18 protein-coding genes are annotated in these 17,555 nt (G+C 62.0%); 7 read left to right on the top strand and 11 right to left on the bottom strand.

The genetic code is table 11. The features are described from left to right. Positions 1 to 34 precede the first annotated feature (34 nt). Genes ASC80_RS22160 through ASC80_RS22150 form a run of 3 tightly spaced genes read right to left on the bottom strand, consistent with a single transcriptional unit; the run spans position 35 to position 8,868 of the window. Entirely contained in the window at positions 35 to 4,474 is a 4,440-nt protein-coding gene (locus ASC80_RS22160) for a DEAD/DEAH box helicase family protein (RefSeq protein ID WP_056301942.1), read from the bottom strand. Continuing rightward, the gene (locus ASC80_RS22155) at positions 4,471 to 7,113 is read right to left on the bottom strand and encodes a hypothetical protein (RefSeq protein WP_056301941.1); all 2,643 of its coding nucleotides are present in this window, start codon (positions 7,111 to 7,113) and stop codon (positions 4,471 to 4,473) included. The genes ASC80_RS22160 and ASC80_RS22155 overlap by 4 nt, the downstream gene beginning before the upstream one ends. 9 nt (positions 7,114 to 7,122) lie before the next feature. Continuing rightward, positions 7,123 to 8,868, bottom strand: a complete 1,746-nt coding sequence (locus ASC80_RS22150) for an Eco57I restriction-modification methylase domain-containing protein (protein ID WP_244487342.1) — start codon at positions 8,866 to 8,868, stop codon at positions 7,123 to 7,125. 123 nt (positions 8,869 to 8,991) lie between these two features. Between ASC80_RS22150 and ASC80_RS22145 the strand changes: the two genes are divergently transcribed. From ASC80_RS22145 to ASC80_RS22135, 3 genes are all read left to right on the top strand, one after another. Continuing rightward, positions 8,992 to 9,333 carry a type II toxin-antitoxin system PrlF family antitoxin gene (locus tag ASC80_RS22145; RefSeq protein ID WP_056301938.1) on the top strand — a complete coding sequence of 114 codons (342 nt, stop codon included), beginning with the start codon at positions 8,992 to 8,994 and terminating at the stop codon, positions 9,331 to 9,333. Next, positions 9,330 to 9,833 carry a type II toxin-antitoxin system YhaV family toxin gene (locus ASC80_RS22140; RefSeq protein ID WP_056301936.1) on the top strand — a complete coding sequence of 168 codons (504 nt, stop codon included), beginning with the start codon at positions 9,330 to 9,332 and terminating at the stop codon, positions 9,831 to 9,833. The genes ASC80_RS22145 and ASC80_RS22140 overlap by 4 nt, the downstream gene beginning before the upstream one ends. A 97-nt stretch (positions 9,834 to 9,930) precedes the next feature. Further along, positions 9,931 to 10,119 (top strand): hypothetical protein, encoded by a 189-nt coding sequence (locus ASC80_RS22135; protein ID WP_056301934.1) that lies wholly within the window; start codon positions 9,931 to 9,933, stop codon positions 10,117 to 10,119. A gap of 112 nt (positions 10,120 to 10,231) precedes the next feature. Here ASC80_RS22135 and ASC80_RS22130 read toward each other — a convergent pair whose 3' ends face one another. Further along, positions 10,232 to 10,918 carry a DUF4336 domain-containing protein gene (locus ASC80_RS22130; protein WP_244487341.1) on the bottom strand — a complete coding sequence of 229 codons (687 nt, stop codon included), beginning with the start codon at positions 10,916 to 10,918 and terminating at the stop codon, positions 10,232 to 10,234. Positions 10,919 to 11,125: 207 nt separating this feature from the next. On the opposite strand from ASC80_RS22130, the gene ASC80_RS22125 reads away from it, so the two are divergent. The 4 genes from ASC80_RS22125 to ASC80_RS22110 all read left to right on the top strand — a co-directional run bounded on the left by ASC80_RS22125 (position 11,126) and on the right by ASC80_RS22110 (position 13,214). Then, entirely contained in the window at positions 11,126 to 11,455 is a 330-nt protein-coding gene (locus tag ASC80_RS22125; RefSeq protein ID WP_056301930.1) for a four-helix bundle copper-binding protein, read from the top strand. 7 nt (positions 11,456 to 11,462) lie between these two features. Further along, positions 11,463 to 11,927, top strand: a complete 465-nt coding sequence (locus ASC80_RS22120; protein WP_056301928.1) for a PPC domain-containing DNA-binding protein — start codon at positions 11,463 to 11,465, stop codon at positions 11,925 to 11,927. Between the two features lie 76 nt (positions 11,928 to 12,003). Then, complete coding sequence (locus ASC80_RS22115; RefSeq protein ID WP_056301926.1) at positions 12,004 to 12,309, top strand: zinc-binding dehydrogenase; 306 nt, start codon at positions 12,004 to 12,006, stop codon at positions 12,307 to 12,309. 44 nt (positions 12,310 to 12,353) lie between these two features. Continuing rightward, entirely contained in the window at positions 12,354 to 13,214 is an 861-nt protein-coding gene (locus ASC80_RS22110; protein WP_056301925.1) for a glucose 1-dehydrogenase, read from the top strand. 10 nt (positions 13,215 to 13,224) lie between these two features. Here ASC80_RS22110 and ASC80_RS22105 read toward each other — a convergent pair whose 3' ends face one another. The 7 genes from ASC80_RS22105 to ASC80_RS22075 form a co-directional block, all read right to left on the bottom strand. Next, positions 13,225 to 13,494: a DUF4326 domain-containing protein gene (locus ASC80_RS22105; RefSeq protein ID WP_056301923.1), complete on the bottom strand. Its 270-nt coding sequence runs from the start codon at positions 13,492 to 13,494 to the stop codon at positions 13,225 to 13,227. 65 nt (positions 13,495 to 13,559) lie between these two features. Then, positions 13,560 to 13,910, bottom strand: coding sequence for a DUF736 domain-containing protein (locus ASC80_RS22100; RefSeq protein ID WP_056302058.1), 351 nt, complete (start codon positions 13,908 to 13,910; stop codon positions 13,560 to 13,562). A gap of 659 nt (positions 13,911 to 14,569) precedes the next feature. Then, positions 14,570 to 15,499, bottom strand: coding sequence for an ArdC family protein (locus ASC80_RS22095; RefSeq protein ID WP_056301921.1), 930 nt, complete (start codon positions 15,497 to 15,499; stop codon positions 14,570 to 14,572). A gap of 304 nt (positions 15,500 to 15,803) precedes the next feature. Continuing rightward, entirely contained in the window at positions 15,804 to 16,391 is a 588-nt protein-coding gene (locus tag ASC80_RS22090; protein WP_056301919.1) for a hypothetical protein, read from the bottom strand. A 342-nt stretch (positions 16,392 to 16,733) separates the two neighbouring features. Beyond that, complete coding sequence (locus ASC80_RS22085) at positions 16,734 to 17,105, bottom strand: hypothetical protein (protein ID WP_056301918.1); 372 nt, start codon at positions 17,103 to 17,105, stop codon at positions 16,734 to 16,736. Further along, complete coding sequence (locus tag ASC80_RS22080; RefSeq protein ID WP_056301917.1) at positions 17,102 to 17,353, bottom strand: hypothetical protein; 252 nt, start codon at positions 17,351 to 17,353, stop codon at positions 17,102 to 17,104. Before ASC80_RS22080 ends, ASC80_RS22085 begins: the two co-directional genes overlap by 4 nt. After that, positions 17,350 to 17,553: a hypothetical protein gene (locus tag ASC80_RS22075; RefSeq protein WP_044416853.1), complete on the bottom strand. Its 204-nt coding sequence runs from the start codon at positions 17,551 to 17,553 to the stop codon at positions 17,350 to 17,352. The genes ASC80_RS22080 and ASC80_RS22075 overlap by 4 nt, the downstream gene beginning before the upstream one ends. Positions 17,554 to 17,555 lie beyond the last annotated feature (2 nt).

Raw genomic sequence — 17,555 nt, 5'->3', positions numbered from 1 at the left:
GGGCAGTATCGGCGGGTGGTCTAGCCATAAGTCCTCATTCCCCGGTCTCCCCGGCCGTCCAGCTATTGTTGCCTCGCATCAGGGCCGACATAACACGCCCAAGATCGCTTCTGCGGATGCTGTCTGAGCCGGTCCCGAGACCTCCCTCGATCGATCCTGCTTCGTTGACATCGCGCAAGCTCGTCATCGGCCGGTTGAGAGGCGCTCCCGGCTGCTTGAAGAAGCTGTCGAGGTTCTCTGTTCTCCAATTGGATTGCTCCATCGCCGTCGTCGCGTCATGAAAGAGCTGATTGATGCGCTTCCGATAGAAGTCCTTGTTAAGCGGCGAAGTGTCGTGCTCCAGACCGATACCATCCACGACAAACTCACAGAGCTCATCAAGAAGGTTGATGTGGTCGGTTCGTGATCGCTCGCCAATCTCGCCGACGTTATCGGGCTCGGCCAGCGCCGCCTTGTCCGTGTTCGTCCGGGCGCGGCTCATGTCGCGGATATAATCAACGCCGCAAATCTTCAATTGCAGGAACGACGCAAGCGTTCGCGTGATCGCGTTCTCCGCCCAACGCTCCACGGGCGCGGCATCAATCATTCGCTCCAGGAAACGATGGAAGATGTCGTGAATTTCAACAATATACCGGTCACGGCGTTGCTGCGGGGTCGGAATCAAAATACTCGTGCCAACATGCGTTCGCCCTACCCGCGACGAGGCCTGGATATATTCGGCGATGTCGGACGGCTGGCCGGCAAAGAACATCATATTGAATTCATCGACATCGACGCCATGAGAGATTGCCGATGTTGCGATCACGCCGCGGAGTGAATCCTTGAGAACCTCCGATTTGAACGGCGATCCCACCTTCGGTTTCTGTCCGGCCTCCGCAACAATTGCATTTATCAATCCGGCATCGATAGCGCCGGTGATTAAAGCAGTGCGGACCCCTGGAATGTCGTCAATTCCCGCAAGCTTATGATCACGGCGGATGACGTCCTGGAGCGCCGCTTTCACATTGTCGCCGCCCTTTTTGTTCGTCACATAAAGAAGCGCGATTCGATCAAGGTCGACGGCGTAAGCGATTTCCGAATGGCTCACGGTACGGTCGAGCAGCGCGGCACGGTGGCCGTCCCTAAAGATATCGGATGGCAAAGCCGCAGCGAGCGCTTCACGCACGTTCCAGCGTGCGGCATCATCTCCCTCAATCAGCGCTTTGAGCACTTGCGTGATCGTAAGATGGAAGGCGGATAGGATCGCCACTGTAGCCGAGGTGTGCGTGCGCCCATTGGTCATAAGCGACACATACCGGCGGCGCGTTGGCGTCCGATGCTCCGCATTGTCGCTGGCATCCCGCGCCGCGTCGCCGCTGCTCGGTTCGCGTAGCCGCGCGTAGAAACTCTCGTACAAGTCTGGCCCGGGTTGAGGAAACAGAACGACCTGCCGCTGATAGATTTGATCGATCTGACGCGCAGGGTCCGAAACCGTGGCCGAGGCAGCCACAATTCTTGGCGGGCGCGCAACGCCATTTTCTTTAACGACTTGATCTGCCAGCAACGGCGAAAGCGTTCTCAGCGCATGAAGAAAGGTCGTCTCGAACAATCCCGAGAACGTACCAAGAGACTCATCCAACAAGTGGGCTTCGTCTTGGATTTCCAAGACGGGATACGGATCGAAGAAGAGCTTTTTGCCATCGGCATAAAATGGAAACACGCCCTGGCAACCCGACGCGTCGGGCCCGCGCTGGAATTGATCGCGTTGCCACGGCGAGACTAGCCGTCCGGAGTCACGATGCTGCCACGCCGCAAAGCCGAACATGCCAAGCACGCGGATGAGCGTCCTCGCGCTCTGGCCTATCAACGCCAGCTTGTCGACCGTGCCTAACAGGACGGCAGGCGCATAAGCATAGATGTCGGAATCCATAATGTGAATCGGAAGCGGATGAGGCGCGTCGCTCGCGCTGTGCCGCCGGTTCCAAGCGCATTCCCGGTTGAAGCAGCAGTGCGCAAGACGTTCTTCCGGCGGCGGCCCTTCGCGGAAACGTCGCAGGCCGATCGTCGATGTCTTCTTACCGTCCGCGCCTGTCAGTGCGCCCGAACAATAGGGGCAGCTCGACAAGCGCACCCATTTCTTCAGGTAGATGCTGTAGTCACCGCGCCGGCGTGACATTTCGTCCCAGTCGTCCTTGGCGAGTGTCGGGATTTCCGAAAAGCCGCGGACGCTTCTGTTATTCGGCGTATTTCCGCCACCCACCCAAAATCCGATATCGAAGTCTGCGCCTTTAAGGTCCAGCCCCTCACGTTGCCACACCCACCTCACTTTGTGAGCGGCGGCCAATACCTGCGAAAGACGCTGCGCTTGCTGGCTCGTTAAGAGGCGTAAGGGATAACGAACGAGCGCCGTCACGCCATGGTGCTTGCCACGAAGTCGATCGAAGGCCAGGCAAAACACAAGCAGTCCGAAGAAGCTTTCCGATTTTCCGCCGCCCGTCGAGAAGTAGAGGAGCGACGCCTCCCGATCATCCTTGGCTGTGATCGCAGCGTTGTCCTTCCAACATTCGATCCGCGAAACGATCGCCGGGATTTGCGATAGAATGAACGCGATTTGGAACAAGCGCCACCCTTCAACGCTTGCGTTCTTTTCCTTCCAGAACTGGCCGAAGGCCTGGTTCATGAAACGCCATGCGGTCAAGGGGATGACTTCCGGATCGGATACGCCTTTCCCGGCCGTCTGCGCCGCGAATGCTTTCTCAAGTATGGCGACACCGCGCGCGATGGCGTCACGCTCTCCCGACCAACCGCGCAGATCGATCGATTCAAACTGCGCCTTTTCACGCGCGTAATCCGCCGCGTCGACGACAGGATCGAGCGATCGGCCATACGGCTTCGACGCCTCAACATCCGCCAGCCAGTCGTCGAACGCGCCGAGCAGGCCCTTCACAACATCGAGCCCGCCATCCTTCGACCCAAGCGCGTCGAAATTTGGCGACGTTGGGAGATCGAACTGTCGGATGAGCGGCTGGAAGTAAACCGGCAACGAGGTTGTTTCGAGAACCATCGGGTCGGTGAGCCCGCGCCGTCTCACGCCGCAATTAATCCCGAGAGCGTCATGCTCGAGATAGCGATTGTATCGATACGACGGCGCGATGCGGTCAAGGAGGATGGCCCGGTGAACGCCGGCATCAAACGCGACCGACATCTCGACCTGATAAAGCGTGGAATCGGTCTCCCGCGCCAAAGCCAGCTTCGCGTCCAGAAGGTCGGATTCATTCGCGAGAATAATCCGAACAGTACGCTCGTCCGGACGAAGCGGGTCTTCCAGATTTTCGTATTCTAAAACGGGAATGATCGTAGGCCGCGCCAAACGCCGGTTCGTTCGGAGCACCGCGAGCGTTTGCTCCCACGCGACCACGTCAGCCGGTGTTATAGTTCGCGATTGCGTGCCGCGGCCACCCGGAAAGCCCCACGTCATCCCGCCGATCTCTGGATCCGCGTCTTGCTGCCAAGCGTCAATCACGGCCTCGACACGCCGCAACATCTCCGCGTTAAAATCCGCCAAATCGCGATCGATTTCGGCGGCGCTGCGTGAAAGCTCAATTCGAAACGCTCCGAGATCCACGGGCACGCGAAGCCACTTTTGCGGGATTTGTTCGCGCTCAATGAGGGCGTCGGGCGGCGCGTTCGCATCGCCGGGGGCTACGGCAAATTCGAACGCTCTCAACGTGTCTCCGTCTCCAGCCGCCGCCGTTTGAACCGTCTGGTCGTCCGCATCAAGGGCGGTATCCGACAAACCGTCCACAAGCTGCCCGCCCGCATCGGTCGCTGCACTCGCTTCTTCTTCGACCGCTGGATCGTCGGTAGTTGGCTCTTCGTCACCTTCGGCAAGGATCGAGACAAGCACGTCTTGCCGCGCAGGCGATTGCAGGATTGCGCCCGTGATCCCCAGTTCCAAAAGCGCGCTCGCTTCGGCTTGCTCGGTCACCCGGTTTTTAATGTCGAACCACTTGGGGCTCTTTCGACCGTCCTCACCTAGAATCGCGCGGTTTTCGTCTTCGGCTTCTTTCAGTGCTTCCCGCCGATGGCGGAGGATGACCGACCGCGCGTTCTTGGAAAGCCTAAACACAACCTTCGCGGCCGATAGGTCTGCCGCGGAAGGCAGCATGCGAAGATAGATGCAGGCCTTCAGGCCGACCGTGATCGTCGCATGCGTCCGATCGGCAATTTGGAACGTGAGGCCTGTAGTCCCCACGTGAACTGGCGACGTGACGTCGTCTTTCTCGGCATAGGTTACGGCGACCGACGACGGTTGTCTTCGGGGAAGAAGATGTTGGGTGTGAATTACCCGCGAAGGCTTTTCCCGGTAAATGACGCGCCCGGTCGGCCCAGCGCCCCTGAGCCGATCGTAGGTTTGTTGCAGGATCGCGGAGGCCACGGCCTCCTTCGTCGTGTGGCTTACGTCATTGGCATTCGGAAAGAGAAGATCGGTCATTGCGCCGCCACCTGAAAGGGCTGTTCATTTCCATTCGCCGCAGTGACGTTCTCAAGGTTCATCTCAAGCACCGGGAAAACGCTCTCCATCGCGGCGCGCCGCACATCCTGTAACTTGGAAAACGATGACAGCGGCCCTTGGATGACGCTGTCGGCATCCAGCAGAAGCCGATCGAACAAGCCGCGGCTTGCATGACCGTCGCGACGGAGGTCCGTCCGCACAATCCGGACGGCATCGGTCAACGGACGCGCCAATACGCCAGCGCCCATCAGACGCAAGAACGCCTCGATGTGAAGGGGATTGATAGCCGCGTGCGGCGTATCAACCTCTGACCGCTCAGCTGCCCGCAGCCAGTATTCCACGGCTGGCTTGCTGATCGACGGGAGACTTGGGTTCTGCTCAAAGAGCATGTCACGGACCCGAGCTGTTAGGCCTTTGGCTCCAAATTGAGCCGTCAGCGACTCAATACCTTTTTTCACCGTGGCCTTGTATTGGTCGACCAGAGCCTGTTCGAGCGTGCGGCCTTTATCGTCCTTCTCTCGCAACGCGGCTTCCAACTCCTCGCGTATCGCATCGGGCATGACGAAGACCGCATCGCCGATATCTAGCGCGCGGGCTTCCTTCGGCGCCAATTGATGCGAGGCAGGATCAAGCACGTAAAATTGCGAACCGGGGCCAGCCGCAATCTTCCCATAGCCGTCCAACACCAAATAGCCCTGCCCGACGAATGGTAGCGCGACCCGCGAGCGATCCGAGTCCAGACCATGAGCGACCGACAAACCACCGTATTCTTTGGCGACCCACGGCAATGCAGCCCGAAGCAAGGCGGCTCTGCCCGCGTAGGCCGCGTATTCATCGGCGACCGCTGCATCGAGAACGCGGCTCAACGTCAAGGCATCGTGCCCTGCAACGACGAGCCTGAATTGCGCCGGACAGAATGCATCGCCGATAAAGCTTCGCGCCCCCAAATCCGTTGAGGCGGCCCAGATCACAACGGTCGGTTTTTTTTGCTCCACCTCGGCGGGATAATGGTGAGGCGTCGTCATCCGAAGTTCCGGAACGCCAGCCTTGAACGAGCCAGGCGTTGTCAGAAAATCCAAGAGCCGGTCGCTCGCTTGCTGCGCGTCTTCCGGATGGCGCAAGACAACCACAACATCGTTTTCTGGATCGATCTCCGTCAACACGCGCTTCAGATATCGCATCAATGGGGTTTCGGCACGCAAGGCCTCAGCCAAGCCCAAGCCCTCAGCCAGATCCGATTGGATTGAGTCTCGCCACGGACCCGCGTGACCGTCGGCAATCCCGGCCATAGCCTTGTTGTAATGCGGCTCGAACGAATGCCGCTCACGCTTCACGCGATGGTAGACATCGTGAACATCGGTGTAAGGCGAGAGGATCGCGTCCGCTCCGGACGCCGTCAGCGCCATGCCCTTCAACGCAACCGCGCCTTGCTCGAGGACCGAAGCGAGAGGGTTTCCATCGTCCAGCTGTTTTGCATGATGCCAAAGTCGCGTGGCGACAACGCACTCTCGCGAGCCGATTGTCTCAACGATGGGCTGTCTGGCGCTATCGCGGACACCCGGCGCTTCGAAGCCGCGATCGCGCGTCGCCCAAACGAGGCGGTGGGCTTCTGATTTTGATCCGAGAACACCGGCGCCACGGTAGGTTCGTAACGACCGTCGGATAAACGAATACCTCAAGGGACAATCGGCCAGAATCAGCACCCGTTTTGGCGGCTGCCGCAAGGTCTCCGACAATTCGGAGATAAGCGTCCTTATCAGGGCGCTCGCGTCGCGTCCGCGAAGCGCGTGTTTCGTCATATCGATGACGGCGAGGTCGAGCGATCCTGGCAATGAGCGCAGTGCCCGTTTTCGATCGGCATCGGGAAAATGAGACGGCAGCAAGAATGCGAAACCCGGACTGCGCGCGGCAGAGCCCAAGAGGTTGAGGTGCGAGCGAACGGAGTCGAGCCGCCCGGCAGGGTACAGACGCTTGAATCCTTTCAGCGTCTTTTCATCGAAGTCCCGCCAGTAAGTGCCATCATTGAGCGCGACGGTGTGCGGCACGATCGAAACGAGCGGGACGGACTCGATCTTGGTCTGTCGGTCCCCCAGAAACATATAAAACAGCGCATCGGAACTGATCGCTCCCGACACCCGTTCGCCGACCACACCGCTCCGAAAGAGCCCCCGTTCATGAAGCTTGGCCGTCCGTGCGCCAATGTCAGCCACGGCTTGCATGGCCGGGCGCCCCATATTCAAAAACAGGGTCCGGATAGGTTTTTCAACTCGCCCCCGGCTTACTTCACGCAGCATCCAGGGAAGAATCGCACGCGGGGGAATATGCGGCCAAAACAAAGCCGCGTGAACAATGTCTTCACTTGCAAGCACATCGTCGATGAGATCAACGAAGTGTGCGAGGTCTTCGTTTGGCTCGACGGTCGCCACAGTCAGGTCGCGATCTTTCGAAGAGGCGTGCTCAAGCACCGGCGCAGTTGCGCCTTTCTGCTCGATGGCAGCCGCCTCGTCCGGCGCTTCGCTTGTCGGCCGCGTCCGAAGTTTCTCGACCAGCAACTTCGTTCGTTCGCGTTTGGATGCCGTAGCCTCTGCTAACCGTTCAGACCAAGAAAGCTGGGCCATCCGATGCTCCTACTGTCTCGGCCGTTTGGAGCAGAAGGCGTCCCAATCGCGGGCTACGTGGTTTTCCAGCAAGCTCGCGTCGCATTCATACAATTCGGCGACCAAGTTGAGGACGGCGCGACCGTCTTTCGCCTTTCGCGCATCTTTGAACTTCACCCGCCAGTCCGGCGACAAATCCGCCCATTGCGGCATATGAACAGCTGCGATCTGGCTTTTCTGGAACCGATGAAATCCCGCCTTTGACCCTGCGGACAAGCTCGCCACGAAAAGACCGAGGACGCCCGCGGATAGAAAGGTCAAAAGATCAGCGAGGGGCCAATGGTCGCTCTTGATCTGATAGACCCCGCTGCCAGCGCAGTAGCCGTGGAGGTCAATTCCGATTACCGGCGCAGCCGACACATCGACAATGAGCAATTTTGGCGACGCGTGCCAATCCGGATGAAGGCTATCGATCGTCCGCCACCAGATTTTTGATTGGCTCGCTTTCGCGCGCGATTGGAGGGCCTTCTTATTCTTCCGTAGATAGGCGGCCATCCGTGGAAACTTCGAGAGTTCCACGACCTTCCCATTCCTATCGAATACGTTGACGATGTGCGTGCCAGCCCAGCGCACTTTACCATCGTGGATCGACCTCGCATTCACGAATGGTAACAACCTAGAGCGCTCGATCGCGATCTCTTTCGCTTGTCCCAAGAATACATCATTACATCCGGTAGCAGAGCCAACGCGAATGGTGCAGCCTACATCTTCTAGTTTTGGAAAGCGTTGGCGAGCCGCATTGACCGCATTTTCAGCAGCGGAGTCGCGTGTGAGAAGAAGAGGTGAAGCTGAAGGCAAAAAAGCTCTAACGATCTCGTCACCCGATCTTTCGATTTTGTCGAATTCTTTGACCGACGAGATCTTTGTAGGGCCCGAGATGTCTCTCTGGAACACGAAGAAATGCGGATAAGCGTCGGCCGAGGTCTCAAAGCTGTCGACATCGCTAAAGTCGATGATACTTTTCAACTGTCCCTGCGACGTAAGAGCCTCCCGAATGGAGTTGCCGTAGACATTTCGCGTCCAGGTCCCAGGGCACAAAAAGGCGAGCTGACCATGGGGCTCCAGCAGCCCGAGCGCATGCTCGATAAACGCGACGTAGAGGTCGGCTCGCTGTTTGAACGATTTAAATCGCGCTTTGTAAACGTCGCGTAGCCGAGCCGGGATGGCATCCCAGCGAATGTAGGGTGGATTGGAGACGATGTGCGTGAAGCGCTTGCTCGGGCGCGCCTCAAGAAAGTCTTCGTGCTTGATCCACGACTGGGCGATCTCTTTTGCTTTAGCCCGTGATATCCCGAGGTCCTCAAGCTTACCAGCGCACTTGGCGCGAAGGCTCGCTGCGACCTCGGGATCAATTTCGTAGGCGCGGATAACAGGCCCGAGGATATCAAACTTCTTCCCTTGCGCGTAACATGCTTCAACTAAACGGGGCAGCAACGGCAGAAAAAAAGCGCCTTGGCCGGCAGCCGGCTCAAGCAATTTCATTGTGAGGATATTTTCAGGAAAAGCTACGTGGCGTAGACATAGCTCCGCCACTGACTCACGCGTAAAGAACTGGCACAAATCAGCTTGCCAAGGTCGCTCGCCCTCCAGCTGAACATCGAACTCCCCCTCCATCCACGCCCCCCTGAGCCGTCCTGCCGAAGCGGCGTGGCTAGTACTTGCCACATTTGTCGCGCTTCGACGTGCTTCCCTGGCCGGGGCGACGGCAGTAGCCATTCCAGATTTCCATTCCGTCCACCTCGGCATGGACGCGCCGAGCTCTCCAGTGACCAGGCATTGGCATTGACCTTACAATGCAAATGCATTACATGCAATGCTCTACGATGCAAGGAGCCGGCAATGGCGAAGGGAGCTGAAATCCTCGAGATCCCCGCAACCATCACGGATCGCGGACAGACTACGGTGCCAGCGGCCATCCGCAAGATGCTCGCCCTGGGGAAGCGCGACCAGGTCGTGTTTCACGGGCTCGCAGACGGCACGGTCATGATCTCGAAAAAAGAAACGCGCGCGGAGGAGGGCGATCCCTTGATTGGGAAGTTTCTCGCATTCCTGGCGCGAGACATGACCGACGAGCCAGGACGGATTCGACCTGTGCCGAAGTCTCTGCTCGCGCGAGGCAAGGCGTTGGTCAAGGGCGTCAAGGTCGACCTTGATGCGGCCCTCCCGGACGACGACGCGTGAGTGAAGAGATCGTTGAGATCAACGGGTGGACGATTTACGCGCACCCGTTGTTTCTCGACCAGTTGGAGGCGATGATCGAAGCGGTCGAAAAGGCCCGGAAGAAGGATCCGAAGAAATACAAAAAGAAGCGCGCGGCGAAGCTTCTCGCGGCCGTTTTGAAGGTCGCGTTCGAGAACATTCCAAGCGACCCGACGCGTGACGTCTATCGCCAGGGGAGCACGCTCGGCGACGATTACAAGCATTGGTTTCGCGCCAAATTCCTGCAGCAGTTCCGGCTCTTCTTTCGCTACCATCAATCGGAGGACGCCAAGGTCATCGTCCTCGCATGGGTGAATGACGACGCGACGCTGCGCGCCTACGGGAGCGCGACCGACGCCTACGCCGTGTTCAGAAAGATGCTGGACCGCGGGAATCCTCCTGACACGTGGAACGAACTCATGGCGGCCGCTTCGAGTGATGTGTCCAAGCGGCGACTGTCACGCACAACGCGCAGGAGATGATATTGGCTAGATCCCTTCAGGAAATTTCCGCTGGGCAATCGACGTAGAACGGTCGGCCGAGAGCGGACATTGGCAACGACCAAGGAGGATCCGTTAAATGCCTACCATCCAGCTTTCAGCAACGCCCAAAGGCAATGGCTACCAAGCGACCGTGACATTTCCCGACGGCGTCTCCATCAGCTCTGACGAAACCTATCCGAGCATCGGCGAGGCGATCGCGGCCGCGGCGATGAAGTTGCTCGACATGCCCGAGCGTCTGGCGCGACTGGATCAGCAAGCCGGTTAGCAAAGCGTGGTCACAACACCTTCTGCCGGCGCAAGCTAAAGTCTGCAGCCACCAGGGATCAACTTCTGGACCACGCCGCAGCCGCTCGCACCTTCCGATGAAAAAGGCGCCATCAAGCGCCGAGCCAGCGAAATGACTTCTCAAGAAGGGCGTGCCCATTAGTTCGCACCCACTCACCGTGCGCCATGATGACACGCTGACAATTCCAGCTGAGTACCTTCGCTCGCGCCCGCCGTGCCGGCCCGCGATTGATAAACGATAGTCTCCATTCGCGTGGCGCGCCGGCCTGGTCCTGCGTGAGGCCGTCGAGACGCGCGAGGAAGCGAAACCAACCCCAGTGCTTGCGGAGAAAGCGATCGCTGAAAGTCTGGACCAAGTCGGCGACGATAGCCGTACCGGACGGCCGGTGAAAGAACACGACCTCGTCCATGGCGAACGAGCCGCGAAACCAGGCTTGGTCGATGTCGAAAAGCCAGTCTTGCGGCGGGTTGTCAGTAAGCGGCGCGCGGAACGATAAGTCGGAACGCTTCTTGATCGTCGACTGCGGTCCCCACAGCGCCGCCTCGGGATAGGCCGTCTTCCATTGCTTCAGATAAAGATGGTGGAGTTTGTTGGGGCTAACGAGGTGGCGGACTGGTCCCAGGCGGTCAACATCGGCGCGCAGATCCGCAGTGAATCTAACGGGCGACCAGACCCACAGATCGCCGTTTTCCAATCGTGCGATGACGGAGCGCGTCGGGTAGGGCGCGCCATAGAAGCTGACGTTCTCGCCTTCGGCGATCCACAGCGCGTCATGCACTTGCTCAAGCATTCAGGCGCTCCAGCCTACCGTGAACCGGCAGCGGCACCGATTTCTATCAGAAAAGATTCGCGGACGCGCCGGCATCAGTGATCCCGTTCAGAGCCCGCCACGCCGGCCGGTTCCTCCCAAACGCGCCGGCCGATCCCAACCGGGGAACGAGCTGGGTTGCGTCGCGTTGCTTTGGAAACTCGTGCGAGGTGTGAAATGGCCCTGTCCCCGGAAATGCAAAAGTGCATCGACGCCTGCCTGGACTGCTACAAGACGTGTCTCGGCATGGCGATGAACCACTGCCTGGAGGCCGGCGGCGAGCACGTTGCGCCGCCGCATTTCCGACTGATGATGGCCTGCGCGGAGATGTGCCGGACCTCGGCGCACTTCATGCTGATCTCCTCGCCGCACCACAAGCAGACCTGCCGGGAGTGCGCGGAAATCTGCACCGAGTGCGCCAAGGATTGCGAGCGGCTCGACGGGATGGAGGACTGCGTCGCCGCTTGCCGCGCCTGCGCTGACTCTTGCAGCGCGATGGCGGCGTGAGGCAGCCATGAGAAGCCAGCGGATAGCAGAAGAGGGCAGGGGCGAGACGCTTATCGTGGTGCTTGACGACGGCGAGGAGGCGTTCTCCGCCTTGCAGGAGTTCGCTCGGAAGGAAGGCATGTCCGGTGCTTCGCTCACGGCGATCGGCGCGTTCTCGCGTGCCACCGTCGGGTGGTTTGACTTCGCCGGCAAGTCCTACAAGGAGATCGCCGTCGACGAGCAGTGCGAGGTGCTTAGCGCCATCGGCGACGTCGCGGTCGGCGACGACGGCAAGGCGAGCCTACACGTCCACGTCGTGCTCGGCCTGTCCGATGGGTCGACGCGCGGCGGACACCTGCTCAAGGGCACGGTTCACCCGACGCTCGAGGTCGTGCTCACGGAAACGCCGGCGAGGCTGCGGCGGCGTAAGCGCCCCGAGCTCGGCATCGCGCTCATCGACGCCGACCCGCAGCGGCAATCCCGCGGTCAGTGAACGCCGAGCGCGTTCTCGAGCTGCCGCTTCGTCATCTTCGACGGGCCCTCGATGTGCTGGCGTTGCGCCTGGGCGTATGGTCTTCGACCTGATCGACGGCGAGACGCGCGAGCGCTCCGGGGCGCTGCTCAAGCGGGAAGGGGTGCTCGTGTCGACGCTGACCGATCCTTCGCAAGACAAGGCGAAAGAGCACGGCGTGCGAGCGATGCGCTACACGGTCGAGGCCGACGGCGCCGAGCTCGCGGAGATCGCAGAGTTGGTGGTGGCCGGGAAGGTGAAGCCGCACGTCGCCAAAACATTTCCTCTCGAACAAGCATCCGATGCGCTGAGCGACGTCGAGAAGGGCCACTCGGTGGGCAAGGTCGTGCTCACCGTCGAATAGCGGCAGCGCCAAGTTGGCGAACCAAGAAACGGGAGTGATCTGCAATGCCGTCCGACCACCCGAAGCCACCGTTCCCGTCGCAGAAGCAGCCGATGCCGGGCTCGACTGAGAAGATGGACCCTCGTCCTGACCACGGGGAAGAGAGCTACAAGGGGTCGGGCAGGCTGAAGGGCCTGAAGGCCATCATCACCGGCGGAGACAGTGGCATCGGCCGCGCTGTCGCGATCGCCTACGCGCGCGAGGGCGCGGATGTCCTGATCGCGTACCTGTGCGAAAACGACGACGCGCAGGAGGTGAAGGCGCTGGTGGAGAAAGAGGGACGCAAGGCGATTCTCGTCGCAGGCGACGTCCGCGATCCCGCGCACTGCAGGGCGATCGTCAAGCGCGCCGTCGAGGAACTCGGCGGCGTCGACATCCTCGTCAACAACGCCGCGCACCAGGCCACGTTCAAGGACATCGGCGACATCAGCGACGAGGAGTGGCAGACGACGTTCGACGTCAACATCCACGCGATGTTCTACCTCGCGAAGGCTGCCGTCCCGCGCATGAAGCCGGGCAGCGCGATCGTCAACACGGCGTCGGTGAATTCCGACATGCCGAACCCGATCCTGCTCGCCTACGCGACGACCAAAGGCGCCATCCAGAATTTCACCAGCGGCCTCGCGCAGATGCTGGCGGAGAAAGGCATCCGCGTGAACGCGGTCGCGCCGGGCCCGATCTGGACGCCGCTCATTCCTTCGACAATGCCCGAGGACGCGGTGAAGTCGTTCGGGAAGCAGGTACCGATGAAGCGCCCCGGGCAGCCGGCTGAATTGGCGACTGCCTACGTCATGCTTGCCGACCCGCTCTCCAGCTACACGTCGGGAACGACGGTCGCGGTGACGGGCGGCAAGCCGTTCATCTAGCGGAGACCGCTCAGCGCCGGTTCGCAAGGTCGGCGAGCACGTCGCCGTGACAGGCGAGCGGCGCGCACCAGCAGACGAGGTCGCGGCCGCGCAGCTCCTCGAGCGCACCCATCAGATCGGGCTGCGCCACGATCCAGGCGCGGTACTTCGCGATGACGTCCGCGCGGGAGCCGTCGCGCCCGATCGCGAACGGATTGCCCCACTTGCTGGGCCGCCCGATGTAGACCCGCGATCCGTCCGAGCGTTTGCCTACCTTCCGCGCATTCAACACTTTGCACATTTGCGTTCTCCTTTCTGCACACGCTCGAAAGCCCCGCCTCGCGGCGGGGCCTTCATCGCCGAACCTCAGTCGCGGTTCGGGCGGGACCAGATGAGCGAGTGGCCTTCCTCGCCCTCCACCTCGACCAGCGTGGCGTAGATCGGAGCCGCGAAGCTCGGGTCGTCCAGCTTGACCGAGAGGTAGTCGCGGTTCTGCTCCTGCGACTTCTTCTTCCAGGCGGCGCCGAACTCGATGGTGCCGGCGAAGATGCGGTAGTCCGGGGCTTTGTCCGACGTGCGGTCGGCCGGGACGATCTTGGCTTTCACGGTGCCGAGGGCGAGAGTCTTGACGGAGCCGACGAAGCCGTTGCCGTTGACGGTGAAGTTGCCGATGGTAGCCATGTTCGTATCCTCTTTCGGTTCTCGGGCCGCGACCACCGCGGCCTCGATGGCTGTCGTTGACCGGAGGCGATTGGACCGCACCCACCGGGGTCCCCGTTGCGCTTGCGCAATGGGGTGGTCCTTAGGGACGCCACGCAGTAGAGGGCGGCCAGGGCGAGGCTTTCTTGGCCCGCGAGGAATGGGCGCGCAGCGGCCAGGGGAAGAAAGCGGAGACCGGCCGTTGCGGTCTTGGAATCGAGGCGGAGCGCAGCGACGACGGCCTTCGGTTAGACATGCCAAATCGAGGACGCACTGGGCGCGGCTAGCCGACCGGGAGGATGTGACTGGCGACGGGCACCTCACCACTGCGGCGGCCGGCGTGCCGACGATGAAACGAGCCTTCCACCTGAGGTACATCCCGAGCGAGCGATGCACCGGCAATGCCTCCGAACGCACTTCGCGGTTCGCCAAGCTGTCGCCGTCTCCGGAAGACGCCGATCCAGGCAGACCCGATCACCCTGAGCTGACAGTGACGACCCTGTCGCCGCACTGCCAGCCACGCCTCCGGATGAGGTGGCGAGAAAGCCTCGCCATTCCCGGACGCAGAATACGCACAGCGGTTCACATGCGAAGGCCCCGCCACGAGGCGAGGCCTTGGTGAGCTCGCGAAAGGCGACCGGTGGACGACAAGAAGTCCGAGCGCAATGTCCTTGCGCTCATGCCGCCTCGTCGACCTCTGCCGCTTTCGGCTGGAGGCCGTGCAAGTACGTGACTGCGCGCTGCGCGTGCGCGGCGGCAGAAAAGATGAACCGCTTGTCGTTGGAGAGCACCTCCAGCCACGATGCGAGATAGCTCGCATGGTCCGCGCGCGGCTCGAGCTCAGGCACGATCCCGAGGTCCGCGCTGAGGAAGCAGGCGCCGAGCTCCGCGATCAACTCCTCGCGGGCGCGCTCGCTGCGGTCCTTGGCGTAGCGGCTGAGATCGCGGTTGACGCGGTGCGCCGGCGCCGTCCAGTGCACGCACTCGTGCGCCAGCGTTGCCGTGTAGCTCTCCGCGTCGCGGAAGCTCTCGAACGGCGGCATCTGGATGAGATCGAGCGATGGCGCGAAATACGCCTTGTCGCCGCCGTGCCGGATCGCCGCGCCGGTGTGGGCGAAGAAGGAATCGGCGTGCGCAATACGCGGCGCCGGCAGCGGCGCCGGAGCCGCCGTGGACTTGTAGTACTGCTCGGGGAGCCCGTCGATCTGGTCGACGCAGAACACCGTGTAGGCGCGCAGGAACGGCACCGTCCGCTCGACGTCGTCGCCGTTGTCGTCCGTCTCGGTCTTGGTGACCTTGTTGGCGTAGACAACCATCGTTCCGCTCTCGCCCTTGCGAATGTGGCCGCCGAGCTCGAGTGATTGCTTGAATGTCATCCACGTCGACGACGCGAAGCCGCGCGCGACGGCTTCGGACCAGAGCAGCACGACGTTGATGCCCTGATACGGCATCCCGTTGTGGCGTAGCGGCCGGGTGATGCGGCCGGCGGCATTTGCTGTGCTCCACGGCCTCACCCACGGCCGCACCCCGCGCTCCAGGTCGGCGACGATGCGATCCGTGATGCGCGCGTAGACGTCAGCGCGCGGCTTCTCTTCCATCCTGCTCATTTCAATAACCTCCGATTCGGAGGCCGCGCCTGTCGCGGCCCCTCACGGGGTCCGCGGCGGCGGCATCTCGCGCTCGCGCACCCACCGGGCCGCAGCGGAGCGGAGGACGGCGCAGCCGTTGCGCCTGCGTGGCATCCGCCGCATGGACCACGAACCGGGAGGGGCCGCTGGCGCGGAGCGCCGCTCCTTTCATTCTCATTGGTCGTGTCTTGGTTTTGTCGGCGACACGAAAGAAGGGCCGGTCTCGCAACCGGCCCTTAGAGAGAGCGAAGTGAAAGGCGGGGCCGAAGCCCCGGCCTGAGGCTTATTCGAAGGCCGACATCTGGACTGCGGCTGCCTTCTTCGAGACGGTTTCGCCGGCGTGCTCGACCTGCCGTTCGAAGGGCTTCCAGGCTTCGCCGATGACCTGCTCGTAGGCGGCGACGGCCCCCTCGGCCGCCATGCGGAGTGCGTGCGCCTGCAGTCCCATGTCGGCCGCGAACTCGCGTTTGCGCTGCGCCTGGCTGTCGAAGCCGACGGGGCCGTCGAGGTCCTCGTCGCGGGCATCGTTGGCAAGTTTGGCAGTGACCTCGCGTGCCTCGGTCACGGCGCGGGAGTAGAACTGGCCGGCACCGTGGGCGGAGCCGACGTAGGAGCCGACGATGCGCTGGAGGTGGATTTCCATCGCGCGGTCGCTGAGCCCCTCTTTGAGAGCGTCGGCGGTCTCGACGACGAACCGCTCGTGCAGGTCGCGGATGCCGTCGCTGTCGAGGACAGCGAGCCCGAAGCTCTCGGATATGCGCAGGGTCTGCGCCGAGTCGGGGCAGACGAGGCGGACCATTTCGAGGGTCGTGCCGCGGCGGAGCGGGATGACGCGGGCTGCGGAGCGAGGAGAGTGGGCGGTCTTGGTCATGGTGTGATCCTTTCTCGGTTTCACCTGGGATGCGATCGGGCCTTTGCCGTCGCTCCCTCGGGTGCGGTCGACCAGAACCGGCCCCAGCGGGCCGCTTCAGGGGGCGGCGGCTGCCAGGGCGAGCATGGGCGGGTTGCGGACAAGCAGGCCTACAGGCCTGCGAAGGACGCGGCCCCCCATCGCGAGACGGCGGCCGCCGATCGCTTCGCGACTTGCCCTTGAAGCGGACCGCGGACGGTTCAGACCGCAGCACAAACCGAGGGAGTGACGGCAAAGGGGCACCCGCCGTCGAAACCGGGAGGTCACGGCAGGCCGTACGACACACGACGCCGCCGGCACGCGTCAGGTCTCTTCGCTCTCGGTCGCAATGTTGAAGTGCCTGATCTCTCCCTGGTCCGCGGCGTAAACGCGATTGCGACTCCGAAACTCGGCGATCGCCGTCTCCTGCCGGTCGAGCTTGCGTGTGAGTGCGTCGATCTCGCCGCGGCGGGCGAGGACCAGCTCTGCGAGGTGCTGCTGAAACAGACGCTCGTCAGCGTTCGTCCAGCTCGAAGCGCTCCGGACGTGCCGCCGTCGCTTCGCCCGATCGGTGACCGTCAGCCGCTCTGCGCGTGCCGCGATCTGGCGCTCGATGACGCCGAGATGGCGTTGCGTCTCGGCCTGCGCGACCTCCATGCGCGCGAGCGCGAAGCGGCGGTCCGGTGGCCCGTTCATCGCACCGTCCCCACCGGCCACAAGGCAAAAGCGGACACGTCCGCCGTGTAGTCATCGGCGAGGGAGACACCCGCGATGGATGAAGAGAGATCGTCGCCGGCGACCGCCCAGTCGATCAGCGCCGAGTTGGCCCCGGCGTGCTTGCGCATATCAGGCGTCAGGATGCCGTCGAGCGCGTCAGCGATGGCGCTCTCGGGATTGTGGTGCGCGTGAACCAGGAGGTTCACGGCGACGAGGTACGCTTTCATGACCGGACCTCCTCTCTGGCCGTATCGGTTGGGTAAGGCTCCGGCGCGCGGACGGAGACGCGCACGGCGCGTCTCCAGGCGTCGGAGCCGGTGAAGTGCCGCTTGAGGCGCGGGTGCCAGACGACGAGGAGCGGCGTTTCGCCGTCCTCGTCGTTCGCGGTTCGCCAGCCGAAGGCTTTGGCAATGAGGCGCCAGGGCATGG

This window comes from Afipia sp. Root123D2 (assembly GCF_001425835.1).
Taxonomy (GTDB): Bacteria; Pseudomonadota; Alphaproteobacteria; order Rhizobiales; family Xanthobacteraceae; genus Afipia.
Note: the sequence above shows the minus strand (reverse complement) of the source record. Positions and strands in the feature narration are given on the sequence as shown.

What these genes read in the sequence shown, in the direction of transcription:
- ASC80_RS22160 (WP_056301942.1), bottom strand. Translation starts at nt 4,474, where the DNA reads ATGACCGATCTTCTCTTTCCGAATGCCAATGACGTAAGCCACACGACG.
- ASC80_RS22155 (WP_056301941.1), bottom strand. Translation starts at nt 7,113, where the DNA reads ATGGCCCAGCTTTCTTGGTCTGAACGGTTAGCAGAGGCTACGGCATCC.
- ASC80_RS22150 (WP_244487342.1), bottom strand. Translation starts at nt 8,868, where the DNA reads ATGGCTACTGCCGTCGCCCCGGCCAGGGAAGCACGTCGAAGCGCGACA.
- ASC80_RS22145 (WP_056301938.1), top strand. Translation starts at nt 8,992, where the DNA reads ATGGCGAAGGGAGCTGAAATCCTCGAGATCCCCGCAACCATCACGGAT.
- ASC80_RS22135 (WP_056301934.1), top strand. Translation starts at nt 9,931, where the DNA reads ATGCCTACCATCCAGCTTTCAGCAACGCCCAAAGGCAATGGCTACCAA.
- ASC80_RS22125 (WP_056301930.1), top strand. Translation starts at nt 11,126, where the DNA reads ATGGCCCTGTCCCCGGAAATGCAAAAGTGCATCGACGCCTGCCTGGAC.
- ASC80_RS22120 (WP_056301928.1), top strand. Translation starts at nt 11,463, where the DNA reads ATGAGAAGCCAGCGGATAGCAGAAGAGGGCAGGGGCGAGACGCTTATC.
- ASC80_RS22115 (WP_056301926.1), top strand. Translation starts at nt 12,004, where the DNA reads ATGGTCTTCGACCTGATCGACGGCGAGACGCGCGAGCGCTCCGGGGCG.
- ASC80_RS22110 (WP_056301925.1), top strand. Translation starts at nt 12,354, where the DNA reads ATGCCGTCCGACCACCCGAAGCCACCGTTCCCGTCGCAGAAGCAGCCG.
- ASC80_RS22105 (WP_056301923.1), bottom strand. Translation starts at nt 13,494, where the DNA reads ATGTGCAAAGTGTTGAATGCGCGGAAGGTAGGCAAACGCTCGGACGGA.
- ASC80_RS22095 (WP_056301921.1), bottom strand. Translation starts at nt 15,499, where the DNA reads ATGAGCAGGATGGAAGAGAAGCCGCGCGCTGACGTCTACGCGCGCATC.
- ASC80_RS22090 (WP_056301919.1), bottom strand. Translation starts at nt 16,391, where the DNA reads ATGACCAAGACCGCCCACTCTCCTCGCTCCGCAGCCCGCGTCATCCCG.
- ASC80_RS22085 (WP_056301918.1), bottom strand. Translation starts at nt 17,105, where the DNA reads ATGAACGGGCCACCGGACCGCCGCTTCGCGCTCGCGCGCATGGAGGTC.
- ASC80_RS22080 (WP_056301917.1), bottom strand. Translation starts at nt 17,353, where the DNA reads ATGAAAGCGTACCTCGTCGCCGTGAACCTCCTGGTTCACGCGCACCAC.
- ASC80_RS22075 (WP_044416853.1), bottom strand. Translation starts at nt 17,553, where the DNA reads ATGCCCTGGCGCCTCATTGCCAAAGCCTTCGGCTGGCGAACCGCGAAC.